The 16,763-nt window shown below is 73.6% G+C and carries 15 protein-coding genes and 2 pseudogenes; 8 read left to right on the top strand and 9 right to left on the bottom strand.

Annotated elements, in window-relative coordinates; all coding sequences use genetic code 11:
• Window positions 1-19: 19 nt before the first annotated feature.
• Window positions 20-1,213 carry an ROK family transcriptional regulator gene (locus AOJ26_RS36360; RefSeq protein WP_053852623.1) on the bottom strand — a complete coding sequence of 398 codons (1,194 nt, stop codon included), beginning with the start codon at window positions 1,211-1,213 and terminating at the stop codon, window positions 20-22.
• Window positions 1,214-1,393: 180 nt separating this feature from the next.
• Window positions 1,394-2,491: a mechanosensitive ion channel family protein gene (locus tag AOJ26_RS36355; RefSeq protein ID WP_053852622.1), complete on the bottom strand. Its 1,098-nt coding sequence runs from the start codon at window positions 2,489-2,491 to the stop codon at window positions 1,394-1,396.
• Between the two features lie 282 nt (window positions 2,492-2,773).
• Here AOJ26_RS36355 and AOJ26_RS36350 point away from each other — a divergent pair, with 282 nt between their 5' ends.
• Window positions 2,774-3,310: an HNH endonuclease gene (locus tag AOJ26_RS36350; RefSeq protein WP_030609777.1), complete on the top strand. Its 537-nt coding sequence runs from the start codon at window positions 2,774-2,776 to the stop codon at window positions 3,308-3,310.
• A gap of 90 nt (window positions 3,311-3,400) precedes the next feature.
• Here AOJ26_RS36350 and AOJ26_RS36345 read toward each other — a convergent pair whose 3' ends face one another.
• The 3 genes and pseudogenes from AOJ26_RS36345 to AOJ26_RS36335 all read right to left on the bottom strand — a co-directional run bounded on the left by AOJ26_RS36345 (window position 3,401) and on the right by AOJ26_RS36335 (window position 5,983).
• Entirely contained in the window at window positions 3,401-4,768 is a 1,368-nt protein-coding gene (locus tag AOJ26_RS36345; RefSeq protein ID WP_053852621.1) for an FtsX-like permease family protein, read from the bottom strand.
• A pseudogene (locus tag AOJ26_RS36340) lies at window positions 4,765-5,453 on the bottom strand (ABC transporter ATP-binding protein). The gene AOJ26_RS36345 and the pseudogene AOJ26_RS36340 overlap by 4 nt, the downstream one beginning before the upstream one ends.
• Window positions 5,450-5,983 (bottom strand): PadR family transcriptional regulator, encoded by a 534-nt coding sequence (locus AOJ26_RS36335; protein ID WP_053852620.1) that lies wholly within the window; start codon window positions 5,981-5,983, stop codon window positions 5,450-5,452. The pseudogene AOJ26_RS36340 and the gene AOJ26_RS36335 overlap by 4 nt, the downstream one beginning before the upstream one ends.
• Window positions 5,984-6,192: 209 nt before the next feature.
• On the opposite strand from AOJ26_RS36335, the gene AOJ26_RS36330 reads away from it, so the two are divergent.
• The 3 genes from AOJ26_RS36330 (at window position 6,193) to AOJ26_RS36320 (ending at window position 8,925) form a co-directional block, all read left to right on the top strand.
• Entirely contained in the window at window positions 6,193-6,405 is a 213-nt protein-coding gene (locus AOJ26_RS36330; protein ID WP_053852619.1) for a hypothetical protein, read from the top strand.
• A complete protein-coding gene (malQ, locus tag AOJ26_RS36325) occupies window positions 6,406-8,460 on the top strand; it encodes a 4-alpha-glucanotransferase (protein WP_053852618.1) in 2,055 nt (684 codons plus the stop codon).
• Window positions 8,461-8,628: 168 nt separating this feature from the next.
• A complete protein-coding gene (locus tag AOJ26_RS36320) occupies window positions 8,629-8,925 on the top strand; it encodes a hypothetical protein (protein WP_053852617.1) in 297 nt (98 codons plus the stop codon).
• A 126-nt stretch (window positions 8,926-9,051) separates the two neighbouring features.
• On the opposite strand, the gene AOJ26_RS36315 is transcribed toward AOJ26_RS36320, so the two are convergent.
• A complete protein-coding gene (locus AOJ26_RS36315; RefSeq protein ID WP_053852616.1) occupies window positions 9,052-9,618 on the bottom strand; it encodes a TetR family transcriptional regulator in 567 nt (188 codons plus the stop codon).
• Window positions 9,619-9,731: 113 nt separating this feature from the next.
• Here AOJ26_RS36315 and AOJ26_RS36310 point away from each other — a divergent pair, with 113 nt between their 5' ends.
• Window positions 9,732-11,189, top strand: a complete 1,458-nt coding sequence (locus AOJ26_RS36310) for an FAD-dependent monooxygenase (protein WP_053852615.1) — start codon at window positions 9,732-9,734, stop codon at window positions 11,187-11,189.
• A 40-nt stretch (window positions 11,190-11,229) separates the two neighbouring features.
• Here AOJ26_RS36310 and AOJ26_RS36305 read toward each other — a convergent pair whose 3' ends face one another.
• Window positions 11,230-11,739, bottom strand: coding sequence for a MarR family winged helix-turn-helix transcriptional regulator (locus AOJ26_RS36305; RefSeq protein WP_053852614.1), 510 nt, complete (start codon window positions 11,737-11,739; stop codon window positions 11,230-11,232).
• A 110-nt stretch (window positions 11,740-11,849) separates the two neighbouring features.
• Here AOJ26_RS36305 and AOJ26_RS36300 point away from each other — a divergent pair, with 110 nt between their 5' ends.
• The 3 genes from AOJ26_RS36300 to AOJ26_RS36290 all read left to right on the top strand — a co-directional run bounded on the left by AOJ26_RS36300 (window position 11,850) and on the right by AOJ26_RS36290 (window position 15,097).
• Window positions 11,850-12,800: an EamA family transporter gene (locus AOJ26_RS36300; protein ID WP_053852613.1), complete on the top strand. Its 951-nt coding sequence runs from the start codon at window positions 11,850-11,852 to the stop codon at window positions 12,798-12,800.
• A gap of 69 nt (window positions 12,801-12,869) precedes the next feature.
• Entirely contained in the window at window positions 12,870-14,246 is a 1,377-nt protein-coding gene (locus AOJ26_RS36295; protein ID WP_053852612.1) for an RNA polymerase subunit sigma-70, read from the top strand.
• Between the two features lie 92 nt (window positions 14,247-14,338).
• Window positions 14,339-15,097 (top strand): SDR family NAD(P)-dependent oxidoreductase, encoded by a 759-nt coding sequence (locus AOJ26_RS36290; RefSeq protein WP_053852611.1) that lies wholly within the window; start codon window positions 14,339-14,341, stop codon window positions 15,095-15,097.
• A gap of 5 nt (window positions 15,098-15,102) precedes the next feature.
• On the opposite strand, the gene AOJ26_RS36285 is transcribed toward AOJ26_RS36290, so the two are convergent.
• On the bottom strand, window positions 15,103-16,260 hold the full coding sequence (locus AOJ26_RS36285; protein ID WP_053852610.1) for a hypothetical protein: 1,158 nt from the start codon (window positions 16,258-16,260) through the stop codon (window positions 15,103-15,105).
• Window positions 16,257-16,709: pseudogene (locus AOJ26_RS36280) on the bottom strand (ThiF family adenylyltransferase); the annotation flags it as partial. The gene AOJ26_RS36285 and the pseudogene AOJ26_RS36280, both read right to left, overlap by 4 nt.
• Window positions 16,710-16,763 lie beyond the last annotated feature (54 nt).

Raw genomic sequence — 16,763 nt, 5'->3', positions numbered from 1 at the left:
GGGTGGGGGAGTGAAGGGGTCAGCGCGAGGTGTCGAAGACCTCGTCGCGGGTGGCCGCCAGCGCGCTCTCCAGGGCGCCGCGCAGCACGGGATGGTCACGGACGGCGCCGACGACCAGCCGGGGCCGGGAGGCTGCCAGCTCCTCCAGCTCGGCCTGGACGAGGGCGCGCAGGGTGTCGCCGCCGGCGGTGAGCGAGGCACCGCTGAGGACGACGAGTTCGGGGTCGAGGACGGAGACGAGGGAGGCGAGACCGGTGGCCAGCCGGGTGGCATAGGTCTCCAGGAGCTGTCGGCCCAGGTCGGTGTCCTCGGCGGCGGCCCGTTCGACGAGGGCGGCGGCAACCTCGGCGTACGGCCCCGAGGGGATGTCCGTCATGCCGAGCTCGCGGGCGAGCCGGGGGACGGCCTGGGAACCGGCGAGTTCCTGGTAGCCGCCGCTGTTGGCCTTGGTCACGTGGCGTACCAGGGGCGCTCCGGGAACCGGCAGGAACCCCACCTCTCCCGCGCCGCCGGTCCAGCCGCGGTGCAGCCTGCCGCCGAGGACCAGGGCGGCTCCGAGTCCGCCCTCGTTCCACAGCAGCACGAAGTCCTCGTGGCCGCGGGCTGCCCCGAGCCGCTGCTCGGCCACGGCGACGAGGTTGACGTCGTTCTCGTACTCGACCGGCATCGGCAGCGCGGCGGCGAGTTCGTCGAGGAGGGCCGGGGAGTGCCAGCCCGGCAGGTGGGAGGCGTAGCGCAGCCGGCCCGTGCCCGGGTCGAAGGCGCCCGGGGTGCCGATGACGAGCCGGTGGACGTCGCCGCGGGCCAGTCCCGCCGCCTTCACCGCGCCGTCGAGGGCGTCGGTGACCTGCTGCACCACGGGCTGCGCGGGCCGGCGTCCCGGGGTCGGCAGTTCGTAGGAGCCCACCGTGCGGCCGGTGATGTCGGCGACGGCGGCGAGGACGCGCTCGGGGGTGACGTCGAGTCCTGCGGCGTACGCGGCGGTCGGGTCGACCTCGTAGAGCTGGGCGTTGGGGCCGGGCCTGCCCTCGCTGGTGCCGGTGGCGAGGACGAGTCCCGACGCCTCCAGGCGGGCCAGGAGTTGGGACGCGGTCGGCTTGGAGAGGCCGGTGAGCTTGCCGATCCGGGTACGGGAGAGGGGGCCGTGCTCCAGCAGGAGGTCGAGTGCGGCACGGTCGTTCATGGCGCGGAGTGTGCGTGGTGTGCCTGCCATGGGTGCCCCTCTCCGTGACTGCCGGACGACTTTACTGTCCGGAAACTGTTAGGAAGGTTTCCTGTCTGATGCACACGGAACTTAGGTCTGGGCCACCTGTCCGTCAAGGGGGGAACGACAAACCGCCCCCGCAGGAGACGGAGTCGTTACCTGCGGGGGCGGTCGCGCGGGAGGTGCGCCCTACTTCGGGGCCGGGCGCTGGACCGGTGTCTGTACCAGCGGGGAGGCCGCCGCCGACTGCGGGGACTCGGAGTTGGCGAACACCGACGGGGCCGCGACCGCCGCGGCCGGATCGGCGGCCTCCTCGTCGGCGGGGACGGTCGCACCGCCCACGATGCGGATGTCCGCCGCGTCGAAGGCGCGCTTGATCCGCCAGCGCAGCTCGCGCTCGACCGTGAGGGACTTGCCGGGCATCGTCTTGGCGGAGACCCGCACCACCATCGAGTCCAGCAGGACGCTGTCCAGGCCGAGGACCTCGATCGGGCTCCACAGGAGCTCGTTCCAGGGCTCCTCCTTGCTCATCTTCTCGGCGACCTCGCCCAGCACCCGCTTGACCTTGTCGAGGTCCTCGGAGGCCCGCACGGTCACGTCGACGCCGGCCGTCGCCCAGCCCTGCGAGAGGTTGCCGATCCGCTTGACCTCGCCGTTGCGGACGTACCAGATCTCGCCGCTGTCGCCGCGCAGCTTGGTCACCCTGAGGCCGACCTCGATGACCTCGCCGGAGGCCACGCCCGCGTCGATGGTGTCGCCCACGCCGTACTGGTCCTCCAGGATCATGAAGACACCGGAGAGGAAGTCCGTGACCAGGTTGCGGGCGCCGAAACCGATCGCCACACCCGCGACACCGGCCGAGGCGAGCAGCGGGGCGAGGTTGATCTCGAAGGCGCCCAGGACCATCAGGGCGGCGGTGCCCATGATGATGAAGCTCGCCACCGAGCGCAGCACCGACCCTATGGCCTGCGAGCGCTGGCGACGGCGCTCGTTGTTGACGAGCAGACCGCCGATCGCCGTGCCGTCGACCGCCTGCGCGGTGCGGTTCATCCGGTCTATGAGCTTGGTGATGGCCCGCCGCACGACCATTCTCAGCACGGCGGCGATCACCAGGATCAGCAGGACCCGCAGACCGATCGCCAGCCAGGTCGACCAGTTCTGCTCGACCCAGCTCGCGGCGTTCGTCGCGCTCTCCTGGGCGTCCTGGAGACTCGGCACGGCCGGCGTCGAGGTGTCCGAGGGGGACGGCGACGGGCTCGCGGCCAGTAGGACGGCGGACAAGGACACGGCAGGTACCTCCAGGTGCTGCGTCCGCCTTCCGGTGCGGCGGTCAAGGTCACGAAAAGGTCACCGGAAAGGCAGACTCACCACACTAACGGTGCATCGTGTGTGGATCGTTGCAATGTCCGGGGGAGAGACGGCTCTCACCTGGGGATGAAGAAAGGTGTGGTCGAAAACACTCCCAGCCCGTTACCGGGACATGGTGGCGTTCCTCCCGGCCGAGAGGGGAGACTGACCTCAGTTCGTCCCGGCGCGAGCCACGCGCCGCCGACGCCCAAGGAGGCATCCGTGCCGCATGTCCTGGTACTCAACGCGTCGTACGAGCCCCTCGGCGTCGTACCGCTCCGCCGCGCGCTCGTCCTCGTCCTGGAGAACAAGGCCGTCTCCCTGGAGGAATCCGGCGCCTTCATGCACAGCGCGACCGTCACAGTCCCCGCACCCAGCGTGGTCCGGCTCAAGCGATTCGTCCGGGTTCCCTACCGCGGGCCCGTTCCTCTCACCCGCAGGGCGCTCTTCGCCCGCGACGGGGGCCGGTGCATGTACTGCGGTGGCGTCGCAACCAGCGTCGACCACGTCATCCCGCGCAGCCGCGGGGGCAAGCACGTCTGGGACAACGTGGTGGCGTCCTGCCGGCGCTGCAACCACGTGAAGGCCGACCGGCACCTGTTCGAGATCGGCTGGCGGCTGCGCCACAAGCCCGCTCCACCCTCCGGTCTGGCCTGGCGCATCATCGGCACCGGCCACAGGGACCCGCGCTGGCTGCCGTACCTGCAACCGTACGGCGCCGAGGACGCCATGGCCCGGATCGACGGCATCTCAGCCTGACGACGATCCGGGCCTCTGTGTTGCCGCACGCGGCGGCTCGGAACCGGCCCCGGAGGTCCCCCGTGCCTCCGGGGCCGGACCGTCGGCGGGTCAGGCGTGCCTGAGTTCCGCGGGGCGGACCGAGCGGCGCAGCAGCGGCAGCGAGGTGGCCGCGGCGAGCAGACAGGCCGCGTACACCGCGAGGGGCACCAGGAGAGCGGCGTACGGCACCCCCGTGTCCGAGTGGTGCGTGGTCAGCGAGGCGTACCCCAGCCCGATCGCCGTACCGCCCACGCCCGCCACCGCGACCGCGGGGGCCAGCGGCAGCGCGGTCTCCAGGATCAGCGCCCTCGCCAGCACCCGGTACGGCACCCCCACGGCGACCTGGGCGGCCAGGCCCCGGCGCCGGGTGGCGAGGGACTCGAGGGTGCCCACGGCCAGTCCCGTCACGGTCAGGGCGAGGGCGACCAGGATCGCGGCGGCCGTCAGGTCGATGCCGGTCGTGTAGTAGGCGGTGTCCGGCGCCATGGTCCCCTCGGGGTGCTTGGTGTGCAGGGTCTCCAGCAGCACCTGGCGCACGCCTGCGAACCCGGCCCCGACGACCGTCACCAGCAGCACCGCGGCGTGCGTGCGGGCCGCCGCCCACGGGTCGTCCCGCAGCCGTTCCGCCGCGATCAGCAGCGCCGGGCTCTGGGCGCGGGCGGCGAGCAGCCCGCCCAGTCCCCGGGCCGCCGTACCGGTCAGCGACACCGTCGCGGCCCCGACGAGCAGCACGACGACGAACAGCGCGGGCGGTCCGAGGGCGAGGCGGACCGGGCCACCGGTGAACGAGGAGAGGCCGACGAGCAGCGCGGCCGCCCCGAGCAGGGTGAGCACCGTCCGCAGGATGCGCCCCGGCCCCCACACGGGCCGTACCCGCCGGACCCAGCCCAGCGGCGAGGCCACCACCCGCCGCAGCGACAGCGCGCTCACCCCCGCGCCCAGCACCGGCACGGCCACGGCGACCAGGGCGACACCGGCCCAGGCGAGGGCGGGCGGCCGCTCCCACAGCGCCGGCAGCAGCAGTGCGCACAGTGCCGCGGCCGTCACCGAGCCCGCGAGGCACGCCAGTCCCGACTCCAGGGCCGCGATCCGCCGCACCTGCCACGGACCGGCGCCCGCCAGCCGCAGCGCGGCCAGCCGGCGGTCCCGGTGCACCGCGCCGATGCGCGCGCACTGGCCGACGAAGCCGAGCACCGGGATCAGCAGCAGCGCCGTCACGACGCTGACGTTGCGCCGGTCGCCCGCCGAGTTCAGCAGTCCCGCCCCGAAGGGCACGGAGTAGTACCCGTCCAGCGAGTTCAGCGCGACGACCGCCGCCCCGATGCCCGTCGCGAGCGCCGCCCCGAGGGCCGTGAGCCCGATCCGCCACCACTCCCGCCGGTCGGACCCCCGGGTGAGCAGCCAGGCCGTCCGCAGATCGCCGCGCAGCGTCCTCACGCCGTCACCCCCACCGGGGCCACGGCCCCGTCGGCCATCCGCACCTCGCGGTCCGCGTACGCCGCCACCTGGGCGTCGTGCGTGATCAGCAGGACCGCCGTGCCGGTCTCGCGGACCGTGTGGACCAGCGCCGTCATGACCTGCTCGCTCGCCAGGGAGTCCAGCGCCCCGGTGGGCTCGTCCGCGAAGACGACCTTCGGGCCGGTGACCAGGGCCCGGGCCAGCGCGGTCCGCTGGGCCTGCCCGCCGCTCAGCTCGCCGGGCCGCAGTCCGGCCTGGCCGCGCACCCCGAACCGCTCCAGCCAGGCACACCGGCGCGCACGTGGGCGTCGGCGCGGGAGAGGCCCGCCAGCAGCAGCGGCAGCGCCACGTTGTCGAGGACCGTCAGTTCGGGGACGAGCTGCCCGAACTGGAAGACCACGCCGAACTCCGTACGGCGCAGCTCGCTCAGCCTCTTCTCGGACAGCCCGGCGAGGCGCTCACCGCCGTAGGACACCGAACCGGCGTCCGGCGCGACGATCCCGGCCAGGCAGTGCAGCAGCGTCGACTTCCCGCTGCCGCTGGCGCCGGTGACGGCGAGGATCTCGCCGGCGTCCAGGTGGACCGAGGCGCCGCGCAGGGCCTCGGTGCTGCCGTACGTCTTCACGAGGTCGCGGGCCGCGAGCAGCGGCTCTGGGTTGCTCATGCTGGGTCGACCTCCGCGGTCAAAGGGGTGAGCCGGGCCGCCGTGGTGGACATCCAGCGGAGGTCGGCGTCGAGGTGGTTGAGGGCGTAGTCCGCCGAGAGCACGGTCGCGAGGTCGGCCCCTTCGGCGGTCTTGACCGCCGTGAGCTCCCGCATCCGGGCCATGTGGGCGACGCGCTGGGCCCGGAGATAGGCGGCCGGGTCACCGCCGGACAGGATCGAGACGACGACCTTGGCGAAGATCTCGTTGGTCACGAAGGGCGCGGGCGGGGCGACCTGCCCGGCCCACTCGGCCAGTTCACGCGACCCCGCCTCGGTCGAGCGGTACCTGGTGCGCTCCGGGCCGCCGTCGGAGTCGGTGCCGTCGATCTCGGCGAGGCCGTCCCGGACCAGGCGCTGGAGAGTCGTGTAGACCTGCCCGTAGGCCAGCGGGCGGGCCTCGGGGAAACGCTCGTCGTGGCGTCGCTTGAGGTCGTAGCCATGGCTCGGCCCTCCGGCGAGCAGCCCCAGCAGGATGTGGCGGGTGCTCATGCCGATCAGTATGCACCACGTACATGTACTGAGTGAATAGTGATCAGTGGGCAGTGCCGCGCGGGACGCCGGCGGACGACCGGTGGACGGGAGCGGCGGCGACACGGAACATGACGAAAAGCACGTTCTCCCCTTCGGTACGTCTGGCGTCGCATCCTGTGGGTAGGGCTGCGGTAACCCCCGTCGTCGTACCCGACAAGGAGGCCCCCGTGGCCGCACCGGCACCCCTTCTGCTCCCGGCCCTGTCCAAACCCGGGGCGCCCGCTGACCACTTCTGTGTCTTCAGCGCCGAGGGCGCCTGCACCGAGACCCCCCTCACCAGCGAACCGCCCCTGCCCGACGCCGAGCCCCTCACCAGCGAGCCGCCGCTCGCCGACGCCGCCCCCCTGACCAGCGAGTCCGACGCTTACCTGGAGCCGTAGATGGTGGCGCCCCCCGGTCCGGAGCTGTCCCGGCTCGCCGAGTCGTACGGCGTGGCCACCTCCTACCAGCCCTCCCCGGACCGCACGGTCGCCGCCTCCGCCACCGCCGTCACCCTGGCCCTGGCCGCCCTAGGCGTCGACGCGGGCGATCCGGCCGCCGCCCTCGCGGCCCGGGAGCGCGAGCTGCGCGCCCGCCTGCTGCCGCCGACGGTGGTGTGCTGGAGCGGCAGCCCACCCGCCTTCCTCGCCGACCTGCCCGCGGGCACCCGGCTGCGTATCACCACCGAACAGGGCGAGACCCGCGCCGCCGCCGACCAACTCCCGCCCGGTGTGCACCGGTTGACCGCCACCGCGCCCGACGGCCGCACCGCCGACGCCCATCTGATCGTGGCCCCGCCCCGGCTGCCCGCACCGCCGAGGCGGTCCTACGGCCTCCTCGTCCAGCTCTACTCCCTGCTCTCGCACCGCTCCTGGGGCATGGGCGACCTCGGCGACCTCGCCGAACTGACCTCTTGGGCGGGCCGTGCCCTCGGCGCCGGCTTCGTCCAGGTCAACCCGCTGCACGCGGCGGTGCCCGGCGCCCCCACCGACCCGTCCCCCTACCGGCCGTCCTCGCGCCGCTTCCCCGACCCGGTGCACCTGCGGATCGAGGACATCCCTGAGTACGTCCACGTCGCCGACTCCGAGCGGCTGCGGACCCTGCGCGAGTGGGCCGAGCGGCTGCGGGCGTCCGTGCTGGACAAGGGCGCGCTGATCGACCGGGACGCGGTGTGGGAACTGAAGCGGGAGGCGCTCGAACTCGTCCGCGAGGTCCCGCTCGGACCCGGCCGCCGCGCCGCCTACGCCGACTACCTCGCCGAGGGCGGCCAGGCCCTGGAGGACCACGCGACCTGGTGCGCGCTGGCCGAGGCGCACGGCTCGGACTGGCGCGGCTGGCCCCCCGGCCTGCGCGACCCGCGCTCCGCCGAGACGGCCCGCGCCCGCCGTGAGCTGATGGACCGCGTCGACTTCCACTGCCGCCTCGCCTGGCTCACCGAGAGCCAGCTCGGCGCCGCGCAGCGCACCGCGCGGGAGGCGGGGATGCCGGTCGGCGTCGTCCACGACCTCGCGGTGGGCGTGCATCCCGAGGGCGCGGACGCGTGGGCCCAGCAGGCGTACTTCGCGGCCGGGATGTCCGTAGGGGCGCCCCCGGACGCCTTCAACGCCCGCGGCCAGGACTGGGGACTGCCGCCGTGGCGCCCGGACCGGCTCGCGGAGTCGGGCTACGCGCCCTACCGGCAACTGCTGCGGGCCCTGTTCCGGTACGCCGGCGCACTGCGCATCGACCACGTCATGGGCCTGTTCCGGCTGTGGTGGGTCCCCCAGGGACACCCGCCCACGGAGGGCACCTACGTCCGCTACGACGCCGAGGCGATGCTCGCCGTGCTCGTCCTGGAGGCCTCGCGCGCCGGGGCGGTGGTGATCGGCGAGGACCTCGGCACGGTCGAGCCCGGGGTGCGGGAGGCGCTGCGCGAACGGGGGGTGCTGGGGACGTCGGTGCTGTGGTTCGAGCGGGACTGGGAGGGCGACGGGCGCCCGCTGCCGCCCGAGCGCTGGCGCGCCGACTGCCTGGCGACCGCGACCACGCACGACCTGCCGCCCACCGCCTCCCGCCTCACCGGGGAGCACGTCGAACTGCGGGACAGCCTCGGCCTGCTGACCCGGCCGCTGGAGGAGGAACGCGCGGAGGCCGCGGCGGACACCGGGGAGTGGCTGGAGCTGCTGGCCCGGCTCGGAATGCTGCACGGCACGGGCGGCGGCGCCGACCCCTCCGCCGAGGAGGCGCAGATCCAGGCCGTCCACCGGTACCTGCTGAACACCCCGGCCCGCATGGTGGGGGTCTGGCTGCCGGACGCGGTGGGGGACCGCCGGCCGCAGAACCTGCCCGGGACGTGGGACCAGTACCCGAACTGGCGGTTGCCGATCGCGGACGGCGAGGGGCGGGTGGTGACCCTGGAGGACCTGGCGGGATCGGCCCGGCTGCACGCGCTGGTGGAGGTGCTGCGGGCGCCGTAGGGGTGCCGCGGGCCGCTGACGGGGAGCTTGCGGGGCGCGGAAGGGGCGCTTGCGGGGCGTCGTGGGCGTGCTTGCGGGCGTTGTGAGAGCGGGCGCCCGCACGACCGGGGGCGCCTCATACGGCACCCCGGACGCGCGGCCATAACCGGCGTTGGATACTTTGGCTCCGTGGACAAGAAGAACGCCCTGCGCGCCGGCGCCCTGGTGGCCGGTACGACGCTGATGATGCTGCTCATGTCGTCCCCCGCCTCCGCGCTGTCCCGCGACGACGGCGACGACCCCGGCACGGGCCTGAGCGTCATCGAGACGCTGGGTCTGTTCGTCGTGGCCCCGCTCGTGCTGTTCGCGGTCATCGCCGGCCTGGTGGTGGTCCTGGACAAGTCCAAGGAAGAGCACCGGGTGACCAGCCGCAACATCAGGACCAAGCCCGCCGAGGCCGAGGCCGAGGCCGGATCCAAGGCCTGACCTCTGCTCCTCCGGGGCGCTGACCCCACTTCTTCGGGGCGCTGACCGCGCCTCTCCGGGGCGTCGACCCCGCCGCACGTACGCCCGTCAGGCGCGCGTGGGCGAGGTCGGCGCCCTCGCGCGTTCTCAGGGGCTGGGCGCGGTGAGGTACCGCTGGAGGGTCGGCGCCAGCCACGCCACGACCTCCTCGCGGGTCAGCGCGACGACCGGCGGGAACCGCAGCACGTACCGGGTGAGCCCGAGCCCGAGCAATTGCGTCGCCATCAGCCCCGCCCGCACCGCGGCCTGCTCGGGGTCCGGGCACACCTGGCGGGCCACCGGCAGCAACTGGTCCCGGAAGACGCCCTGGGTGCGCTCGGCCCCGGCCGGGTTGGTCACACCGACCCGGAGCAGGGCGGTGAGCACCTCGTTCTGCTCCCACATGGTGAGGAAGTGCGACACCAGCACCCGGCCGACGTCGTGCCGGGGCAGCGCGGCGAGGTCCGGCAGCTTCAGGTCGACGGCCACGACCGCCGCGAACAGGCCCTCCTTGCTGCCGTAGTAGCGCATGACCATCGAGGGGTCGATGCTCGCGTCCTTGGCGATGGCGCGGATGGTGGCGCGTTCGTACCCGTCGGCGGCGAAACGCTCGCGGGCCGCGGTGAGGATCGCGGTGCGGGTGCTGTCGGAGCGGCGACGGGGGGTCTCGTTCATGCCGACGATCGTAGGTCAACACATGTTGGCCAACAAGTGTTGACGGCGGGAGGGGGTGCCGCTACCTTCGTCAACAGGCGTTGGCAAACAAGCGTTGGCAACAGGAGGCCACCATGAACGGCACCTCGGAGAACGGCACCCCCGTGATCGTCGTCGGTTCCGGTCCCACCGGCCTGCTCCTGGCCGGTGACCTGGCCGGCGCCGGCGTCCCCGTCACCGTCGTCGAGAAGCGGCCGCACCGGATCAGCAACCTCTCCCGCGCCTTCGTCCTGCACGCCCGCACCCTCGAACAGCTCGACGCCCGCGGTCTCGCCGACGGCCTGGAGGCGGTGGGGCAGCGCCTGGACCGACTGCGCCTGTTCGGCGACCTCACCCTCGGCCTGGACACCCTCCCCTCCCGCTTCCGTCACCTGCTGGTCCTGCCGCAGTACGAGGTCGAGAAGGCCCTGGAGCGGCGTGCCGTGGAGGCGGGCGTCGACTTCCGGTACGAGAGCGAGGTGACGGGCCTGTCCCAGGACGGGAACGGCGTGACGGTGCGGGTCGAGGGGCCGGGCGGGGCCACGGAGTCCCTGCGTGCCGACTACGTCGTGGGGGCCGACGGCATGCGCAGTGCCGTGCGCTCCGCGATCGGGCTGCCCTTCCCCGGCCACTCGGTGATCCGCTCGGTGGTCCTGGCGGACGTCCGCCTCGCCGAGCAGCCCGAGACCCTGCTCACCGTCAACGCCGTGGGGGACGCCTTCGCCTTCATCGCCCCCTTCGGCGACGGCTACCACCGGGTCATCGCCTGGAACCGCGCCCGTGACGTCCCCGACAGCGAGCCCCTCGACCTCGACGAGATCAAGGAGGTCACCCGTCTCGCCCTGGGCCGCGACTTCGGGATGCACGACGCCCGCTGGATGTCCCGCTTCCACAGCGACGAACGCCAGGCCCCCGCCTACCGGGTGGGCCGGGTCTTCCTGGCCGGCGACGCCGCCCACGTCCACACCCCGGCCGGCGGCCAGGGCATGAACACCGGCCTCCAGGACGCGGCGAACCTGAGCTGGAAACTGGCCCAGGTGACGGGCGGCCACGCGGGCCCCGAGCTCCTGGACACCTACCAGTCCGAACGCCACCCCGTCGGCAGGGCCGTCCTCCGCAGCAGCGGCGGCATCGTCCGCCTCGCGATGGCCAGGCGCCCCTGGGAACTGGCCCTGCGCACCGCCCTCACCACCGTCCTCGACCACGTCGGCCCAGCCCGCCGCAGGATGCTCGGCCAGCTCACCGGGATCGGCTACAAGTACCCCGCGCCGCGCTCGGCCCACCCCCTGACGGGCACCCGGGTCCCCGACGTGGCCTTCGCGGACGGCGGCCGCCTCCACGAGTCCCTGCGCGGCGGCCGCTTCGTCCTGATCACCCCCGAGCCCGGGGCCCACGACACCCGGGACACCCACAAGGACCGCCTCGCCGTGGAACGCTGGGCGACCTCCCGCCGGACAACCGTTCTGGTACGCCCCGACGGATACGTGGGCTGGGCGATGGAGGAGGCGACACCGCGGGACATCGAGGCGGCGCTCGCCGCGCACGTGGGCTGAACCGGAACGCCTTCCCCAAGGTGGGACCGAGGGGCCGGGGTCACTCCGGGGAGTTCTGTGTCCCTTCCAGCAACTTACGCAGCAGGTCCGCCAGTTGGCCCGCCTCTTCGTCGTCGAGGGCGGACAGGGCGTCCGTCTGGACGGTCAGGCCCGCTCCCACCGCCTCGTCGATGACGTTCAACCCCTTGTCGGTCAGGGTCACCTGGAGGCCGCGCCGGTCGTGGGGGTCGGGGGAGCGGCGGAGCAGGCCGGCGCGTTCGAGCCGGTCGAGGCGGCCCGTCATGCCGCCCGTCGTCAGCATCAGCGTCGAGGAGAGCCGGCGGGGGGAGAGGGTGTACGGCTCCCCGGCGCGGCGGAGCGTGGCGAGGACGTCGAACTCGCCGCGGGAGATGCCGTAGGGGGCGTACGCCTTCTCCACGCGGTCGCCCATGGCGCGGGAGAGGCGGTAGACGCGTCCGAAGACCTCCATGGCCCTGGTGTCGAGGTCGGGCCGTACGGCCGCCCACTGCTCGATGATCGCGTCGACGGCGTCCTTGCGCTGTGCACTCATGTGCCGAGTATCGGCGGGGCACCGGCTCGGCCGCAAGAAAGTGGCTTGCGTAAAAGTAGCTTAGGAGTAAGCTACTTTTACGCAAGCTAATCACAGGGGGAGTCGCAGTCATGGGGAAGTCGAACATCAACCGTCCCGCCACCGTCCTTCTCACCGCCCTCGCCCCCGTCTCCTGGGGCACCACCTACGCCGTCACCACCGAGTTCCTCCCGGCCGACCGGCCCCTGTTCACCGGCATGATGCGCGCGCTGCCCGCGGGGCTCGTCCTGCTCGCCCTCGCACGGGTGCTGCCACGAGGTGTCTGGTGGGGGAAGGCGGCGGTGCTCGGGGCCCTGAACATCGGGGCCTTCTTCCCGCTGCTGTTCCTGTCGGCGTACCGGCTGCCGGGTGGGATGGCCGCGGTGGTCGGGTCGGTGGGGCCGCTGATCGTCGTCGGGCTGTCGGCCCTGCTGCTGGGACAGCGGCCGACCACCCGGAGCGTGCTGACCAGCCTTGTGGCCGCGTTCGGCGTCAGTCTCGTCGTGCTCAAGGCCGCCGGGGCCCTCGACCTCCTCGGCGTGCTGGCGGCGCTCGCGGCCACCGCCTCGATGTCCGTCGGCACCGTGCTGACCAAGCGCTGGGGCCGCCCCGACGGCGTCGGCCCGCTCGCGCTCACCGCCTGGCAGCTCACCGCGGGCGGCCTGCTCATCGCACCGCTCGCCCTCGTCGTCGAGGGCGCCCCGCCCGCGCTCGACGGGCCCGCGGTCGGCGGCTACCTCTACCTCGCCCTCGCCAACACGGCGGTGGCGTACTGGCTCTGGTTCCGCGGCATCGGCCGCCTCACCGCCACCCAGGTCACCTTCCTCGGACCGCTGTCCCCCCTGACCGCCGCGGTCGTCGGCTGGGCGGCGATCGGGCAGGCGCTCACGCCGGTGCAGCTCGCGGGGATGGCGCTGGCCTTCGGGGCGACGGTGGCGGGGCAGTCGGGGGTACGGCCGCCCGTGCGGCCGTCGTTCGGTTCCGCGGGGTGGGGGCACCGCGAGGTGTCGGCGGACCCGGCGCCGGTCGCGCTTCGCCGGTAGGGGCGCGTGTCCCGCGGTGGCGTTGTACCGTCACTCCGATCCCGTGTTACGAAACTCCCGGAGGCGCACGTGGCCACAGACGTCTGCGCGGTGTGCGGGAAGTCGCTCCCCGCGCGAGCCGGTCGTACCGGACGCGGCTCCGTCTACTGCTCCGCCGCCTGCCGGCAGAAGGCCTACCGGGAACGACGGCAGCCGCAGGGCCTCACCGTGCAGGGGCTCATCGACGACATCGGGCGGCAGGCCCTGCGGCTGGCGCCCCAGCCGGCGGACGCCCTCTACTCGACCGTGTCCGAACTGTCGGAGTCCGTCGCCCGGTTGAGGCGGGTGGCACGCACGGTGCGCGACACCACCCAGGACGCCGGGGAGGCCGGGGACACCAGGGAGGCCGGGGACGCCCGGGGCGACGGGGATTCCGTAACGGCCGCTCCCGTGACGCAACGCACCGAAGCCGCTCCCCTCACCGAGTCCGACTTCGCGGCCCTCACCGAGCAGTACCGGCGTGAGATCCAGGTGCACTGCTACCGCATGACGGGGTCGTACGACGAGGCCGAGGACCTCGTGCAGGAGACCTTCCTGCGGGCCTGGCGGGCGCGGGACGGCTTCCAGGGGCGGGCGAGCGCGCGGACCTGGCTGTACCGGATCGCCACCAACACCAGCCTGGACCTGCTGCGGCGCACCGCGCGCCGCCCGCAGCGCTACGAACCGGTGCCCGGGATGAACCACGGCGAGGGGGAGCCGCCCGCCCGTATCACCTGGTTGCAGCCCTATCCCGACGACGAGATGCCCCTCGCCGAGGAGCAGGAGCAGCCCGAGTCCGCCGCGGTGTCCCGCGAGACCCTGGAGCTCGTCCTCCTCGCCGCGATCCAGCACCTGCCCCCGCGCCAGCGGGCCGCACTGGTCCTGCGCGACGCCCTCGGGCTGACGGCCGCCGAGACCGCCGCGGCCCTGGAGACCAGCGTGGCCTCCGTCAACAGCGCGCTCCAGCGGGCCCGGCCCACCCTGCGCGAACACCTGCCCCGGGAGCGCTCGGACTGGCGGGCCACCGTGCCCACGGAGGACCAACAGGCGGTGCTGGACCGGTACATGGCCGCCGTCGGACGCCTCGACTTCGACGCGATGGCCGCGCTGCTCACCGAGGACGTCACCCTCACCATGCCGCCGAACCCCTTCTGGTTCGTCGGCCGGGACGCGATCATCGACTTCGTGCGGGTCAGTCTCGATCCCGTCTCCCCCATGTTCCTCGGGCACTGGCGCAGCCTGCCCACCCGGGCCAACGGCCAGCTCGCGGCGGCGAACTACGTCCGCAGGCCCGGGACCAGCGTCTTCCGTGCCCAGGTGCTGGACGTCCTGCGCTTCGGCGACCAGGGCCGCGGCGACCGCATCGCGGAGATCACCTCCTTCGAGCCGCACCTCTTCGCCGCGTTCGGGCTGCCCCCGCGGCTGTGACGACCGGGCAGCGGTGTCCCCACCGATGAGCGTCCGGGGAGTCGTACGTCTGCATGGATGTCACGTACGAAACACCTTCCAAGGAGTTCACCATGCTGCTCACCGACAAGACCGCGATCGTCTACGGCGCCGGCGGTTCCATCGGCGGGGCCGTCGCCCGCGCCTTCGCCGAGCAGGGCGCGCGGGTCCACCTCGTCGGCCGCACCCGTGCGTCCCTGGAGGCGGTGGCCGCCGACATCAAGGACGCCGAGGTCGCGGTCGTGGACGCGCTGGACGAGGCGGCCGTGGAGGCGCACGCGGAGCAGGTCGGGGACATCGACATCTCCGTCAACCTGGTCACCCGCGGCGATGTGCAGGGCGCGCCGCTGACCGACATGGCGGTCGACGACTTCATGCGGCCGGTCGCCGACGGTCTGCGCGCCAACTTCCTCACCGCTCGCGCTGCCGGACGCCGGATGGCCGCGCGCGGCTCCGGTGTGATCATCGCCCTCAACAGCGGTTCCGCGCACGGCAGTCCGATGATGGGCGGCACCGGTCCCGCGGACGGGGCGATCGACACCCTCGTGCGCAACCTGGCGATCGAACTGGGGCCGCGCGGGGTGCGGGCGGTGGGGCTGTGGGTGGCCGGGGTGCCGGAGACCTTCACCGTGGAGAAGCTCTCCGCGGTCAACCCGGCCATCGACGAGAGTGCCGTCCAGGGCATCGTCGACCACCTCGCGGGGATGCGCATGACCCGCCGCAATCCCACCCTCGCCGAGGTCGCCGCCACCGCGGTGTTCCTCGCCTCCGACCACGCGGGCGGCATCACCGGCACGTTCGTCAACGCGACGGGCGGGATGGTGTCCGTCTGAGTCCTTCACCGCCGCCGCCACCTGCTCCCCCGCCACCAGGTGCGCAGCCACAGGGCGTGCAGCCCGCCGAGCGTGACGACGACGGCGATCCCGTCCAGCCGTTCCCAAGCGGACTGCCCCGCAACCGACTTGACCAGGGCGCGGGCGAACAGGGTCAGGTCGGCGGGCAGGGTGACGGCCGCGAAGAACGCGAGACACAGCGTGGTGCCGAGGACCAGCACCACGCTGTACGCGCGCACGGCCCGCCGTTCGTGCGCGGGCAGTCCGAGACTGGGGTCCGCCTCCCCGGTGCGCCGCAGCAGACGCCGGGCCCGGTATCTCGTGTACGCCACCCCGTCCCCGAACAGGTCGCGGCAGCGGGTGAGGTCCTGGAGGACGAAGTACAGGTCCGTGCGCATGAAGACCATGAGCTGGAACGGGAGGGGGAGCAGGGCGAGCAGCGCCACCGCGGCGAGGACACGGCGGGGTGTGCCGCTCGTGGCGCCCGCGGCGAGGGCGGCCAGGGACGCGGCCGTCAGGTTGGTCGCGATGCCGGCGAGGTAGGCGGTCAACCGGTGCCGTCTCGGGGCGAGTTCGATCCCGCTGATGTCCGTCTGCATGACCAGGAACTGGAGCCGCGTGCCGAGCCGCATCCGCCCCGCCACACCGGTGGCCCGGGCGGTCAGCAGATGGGCGCACTCGTGGAGCAGCAGCAGGCTCCAGCCGACGGCCGCGCCGAGGGCGAGGACCGCGCTGCCGTGCGAACTCCACAGCAGCGTGCGGTAGTCGAGCGGCACGGGCGGCCGGGTGCACAGGGTGACCGTGATCAGCAGGGCGACGGCCACGGGGACGGCGGGACTCAGCAGCCAGCGCACATGACGGGGCCGTATCCGCGCCAGCGTCGGTGTCGGCGGCGGTTCCTGCTCGATCGCACGGCCGTCGACCTCCGCGACGAACCCGAGGTCCACCAGCGCCGCCACGAAGTCCGGTACGTCGATGTCGTCACCGGTCCGGTCCCGGAGCCGGGCGCCGACCTCGGCCGGGGTCAGGCCCTCGCCGAGCAGGTCGAGGGCCTGCTTGCCCACCTCGGGCAGGGCGACGAACCGGCCGGTGGTCCGGCGGCCCACGATCCACTCGTCGCCGTCGGGGCGGGAGTCCAGCGCGTGCAGCCGTACCCGGTTCACGCACGCTCCCCGCACGCCGGGCAGTCCGGGTGCCGCGGTGTGCGCTGGTGGACCGGGTCGCCGGGGAGCATGAGGTTCACGCCGAAGCGGAAGCCCGGCTCCATCGCGGGGACCCCGGTCAGCAGGGCGAGGGCGGCATGTGCGAGCAGCGCTCCCGAGAGCCCGGCGGTTACGGCGCTCGCCGGGTTCCACGGCATCCGCGGCGAGGCGTCCTCCGGGTCCTGCCCCGGCCCGAGCCGCAGGTCCCGCCGGGCGATCTCCCCGTCCCGCAGACACTCCCAGCAGGCGCCCCGCCCCGGCACGTACACCCCGGCGGTCACCAGCGGCCCCCGGTACCCGGCGTCGACCCACGGCACCCCGGCCGCCAGACACGCCCGGTTGGTCCAGCGCCGCAGGGACTCGGGGCGGTCGGCGGCGAGGACGAGGAGGTCGTAGGGGGAGGGGGAGGCCGGGCGCACGAGGCCCCGGGGGCCGGCCTCCCCCTCCCCCTACGACCTCCTCGT

Source organism: Streptomyces sp. NRRL B-24085 (assembly GCF_001282115.1).
In the GTDB taxonomy this organism is placed as follows: domain Bacteria; phylum Actinomycetota; class Actinomycetes; order Streptomycetales; family Streptomycetaceae; genus Streptomyces.
Note: the sequence above shows the minus strand (reverse complement) of the source record. Positions and strands in the feature narration are given on the sequence as shown.

Bases quoted from the DNA above. Each gene is read 5' to 3' on its own strand.
- AOJ26_RS36360 (WP_053852623.1), bottom strand. From the start codon at position 1,213: ATGGCAGGCACACCACGCACACTCCGCGCCATGAACGACCGTGCCGCA.
- AOJ26_RS36335 (WP_053852620.1), bottom strand. From the start codon at position 5,983: ATGAGCACCCGCCACATCCTGCTGGGGCTGCTCGCCGGAGGGCCGAGC.
- malQ (WP_053852618.1), top strand. From the start codon at position 6,406: ATGGTGGCGCCCCCCGGTCCGGAGCTGTCCCGGCTCGCCGAGTCGTAC.
- AOJ26_RS36315 (WP_053852616.1), bottom strand. From the start codon at position 9,618: ATGAACGAGACCCCCCGTCGCCGCTCCGACAGCACCCGCACCGCGATC.
- AOJ26_RS36310 (WP_053852615.1), top strand. From the start codon at position 9,732: ATGAACGGCACCTCGGAGAACGGCACCCCCGTGATCGTCGTCGGTTCC.
- AOJ26_RS36305 (WP_053852614.1), bottom strand. From the start codon at position 11,739: ATGAGTGCACAGCGCAAGGACGCCGTCGACGCGATCATCGAGCAGTGG.
- AOJ26_RS36300 (WP_053852613.1), top strand. From the start codon at position 11,850: ATGGGGAAGTCGAACATCAACCGTCCCGCCACCGTCCTTCTCACCGCC.
- AOJ26_RS36290 (WP_053852611.1), top strand. From the start codon at position 14,339: ATGCTGCTCACCGACAAGACCGCGATCGTCTACGGCGCCGGCGGTTCC.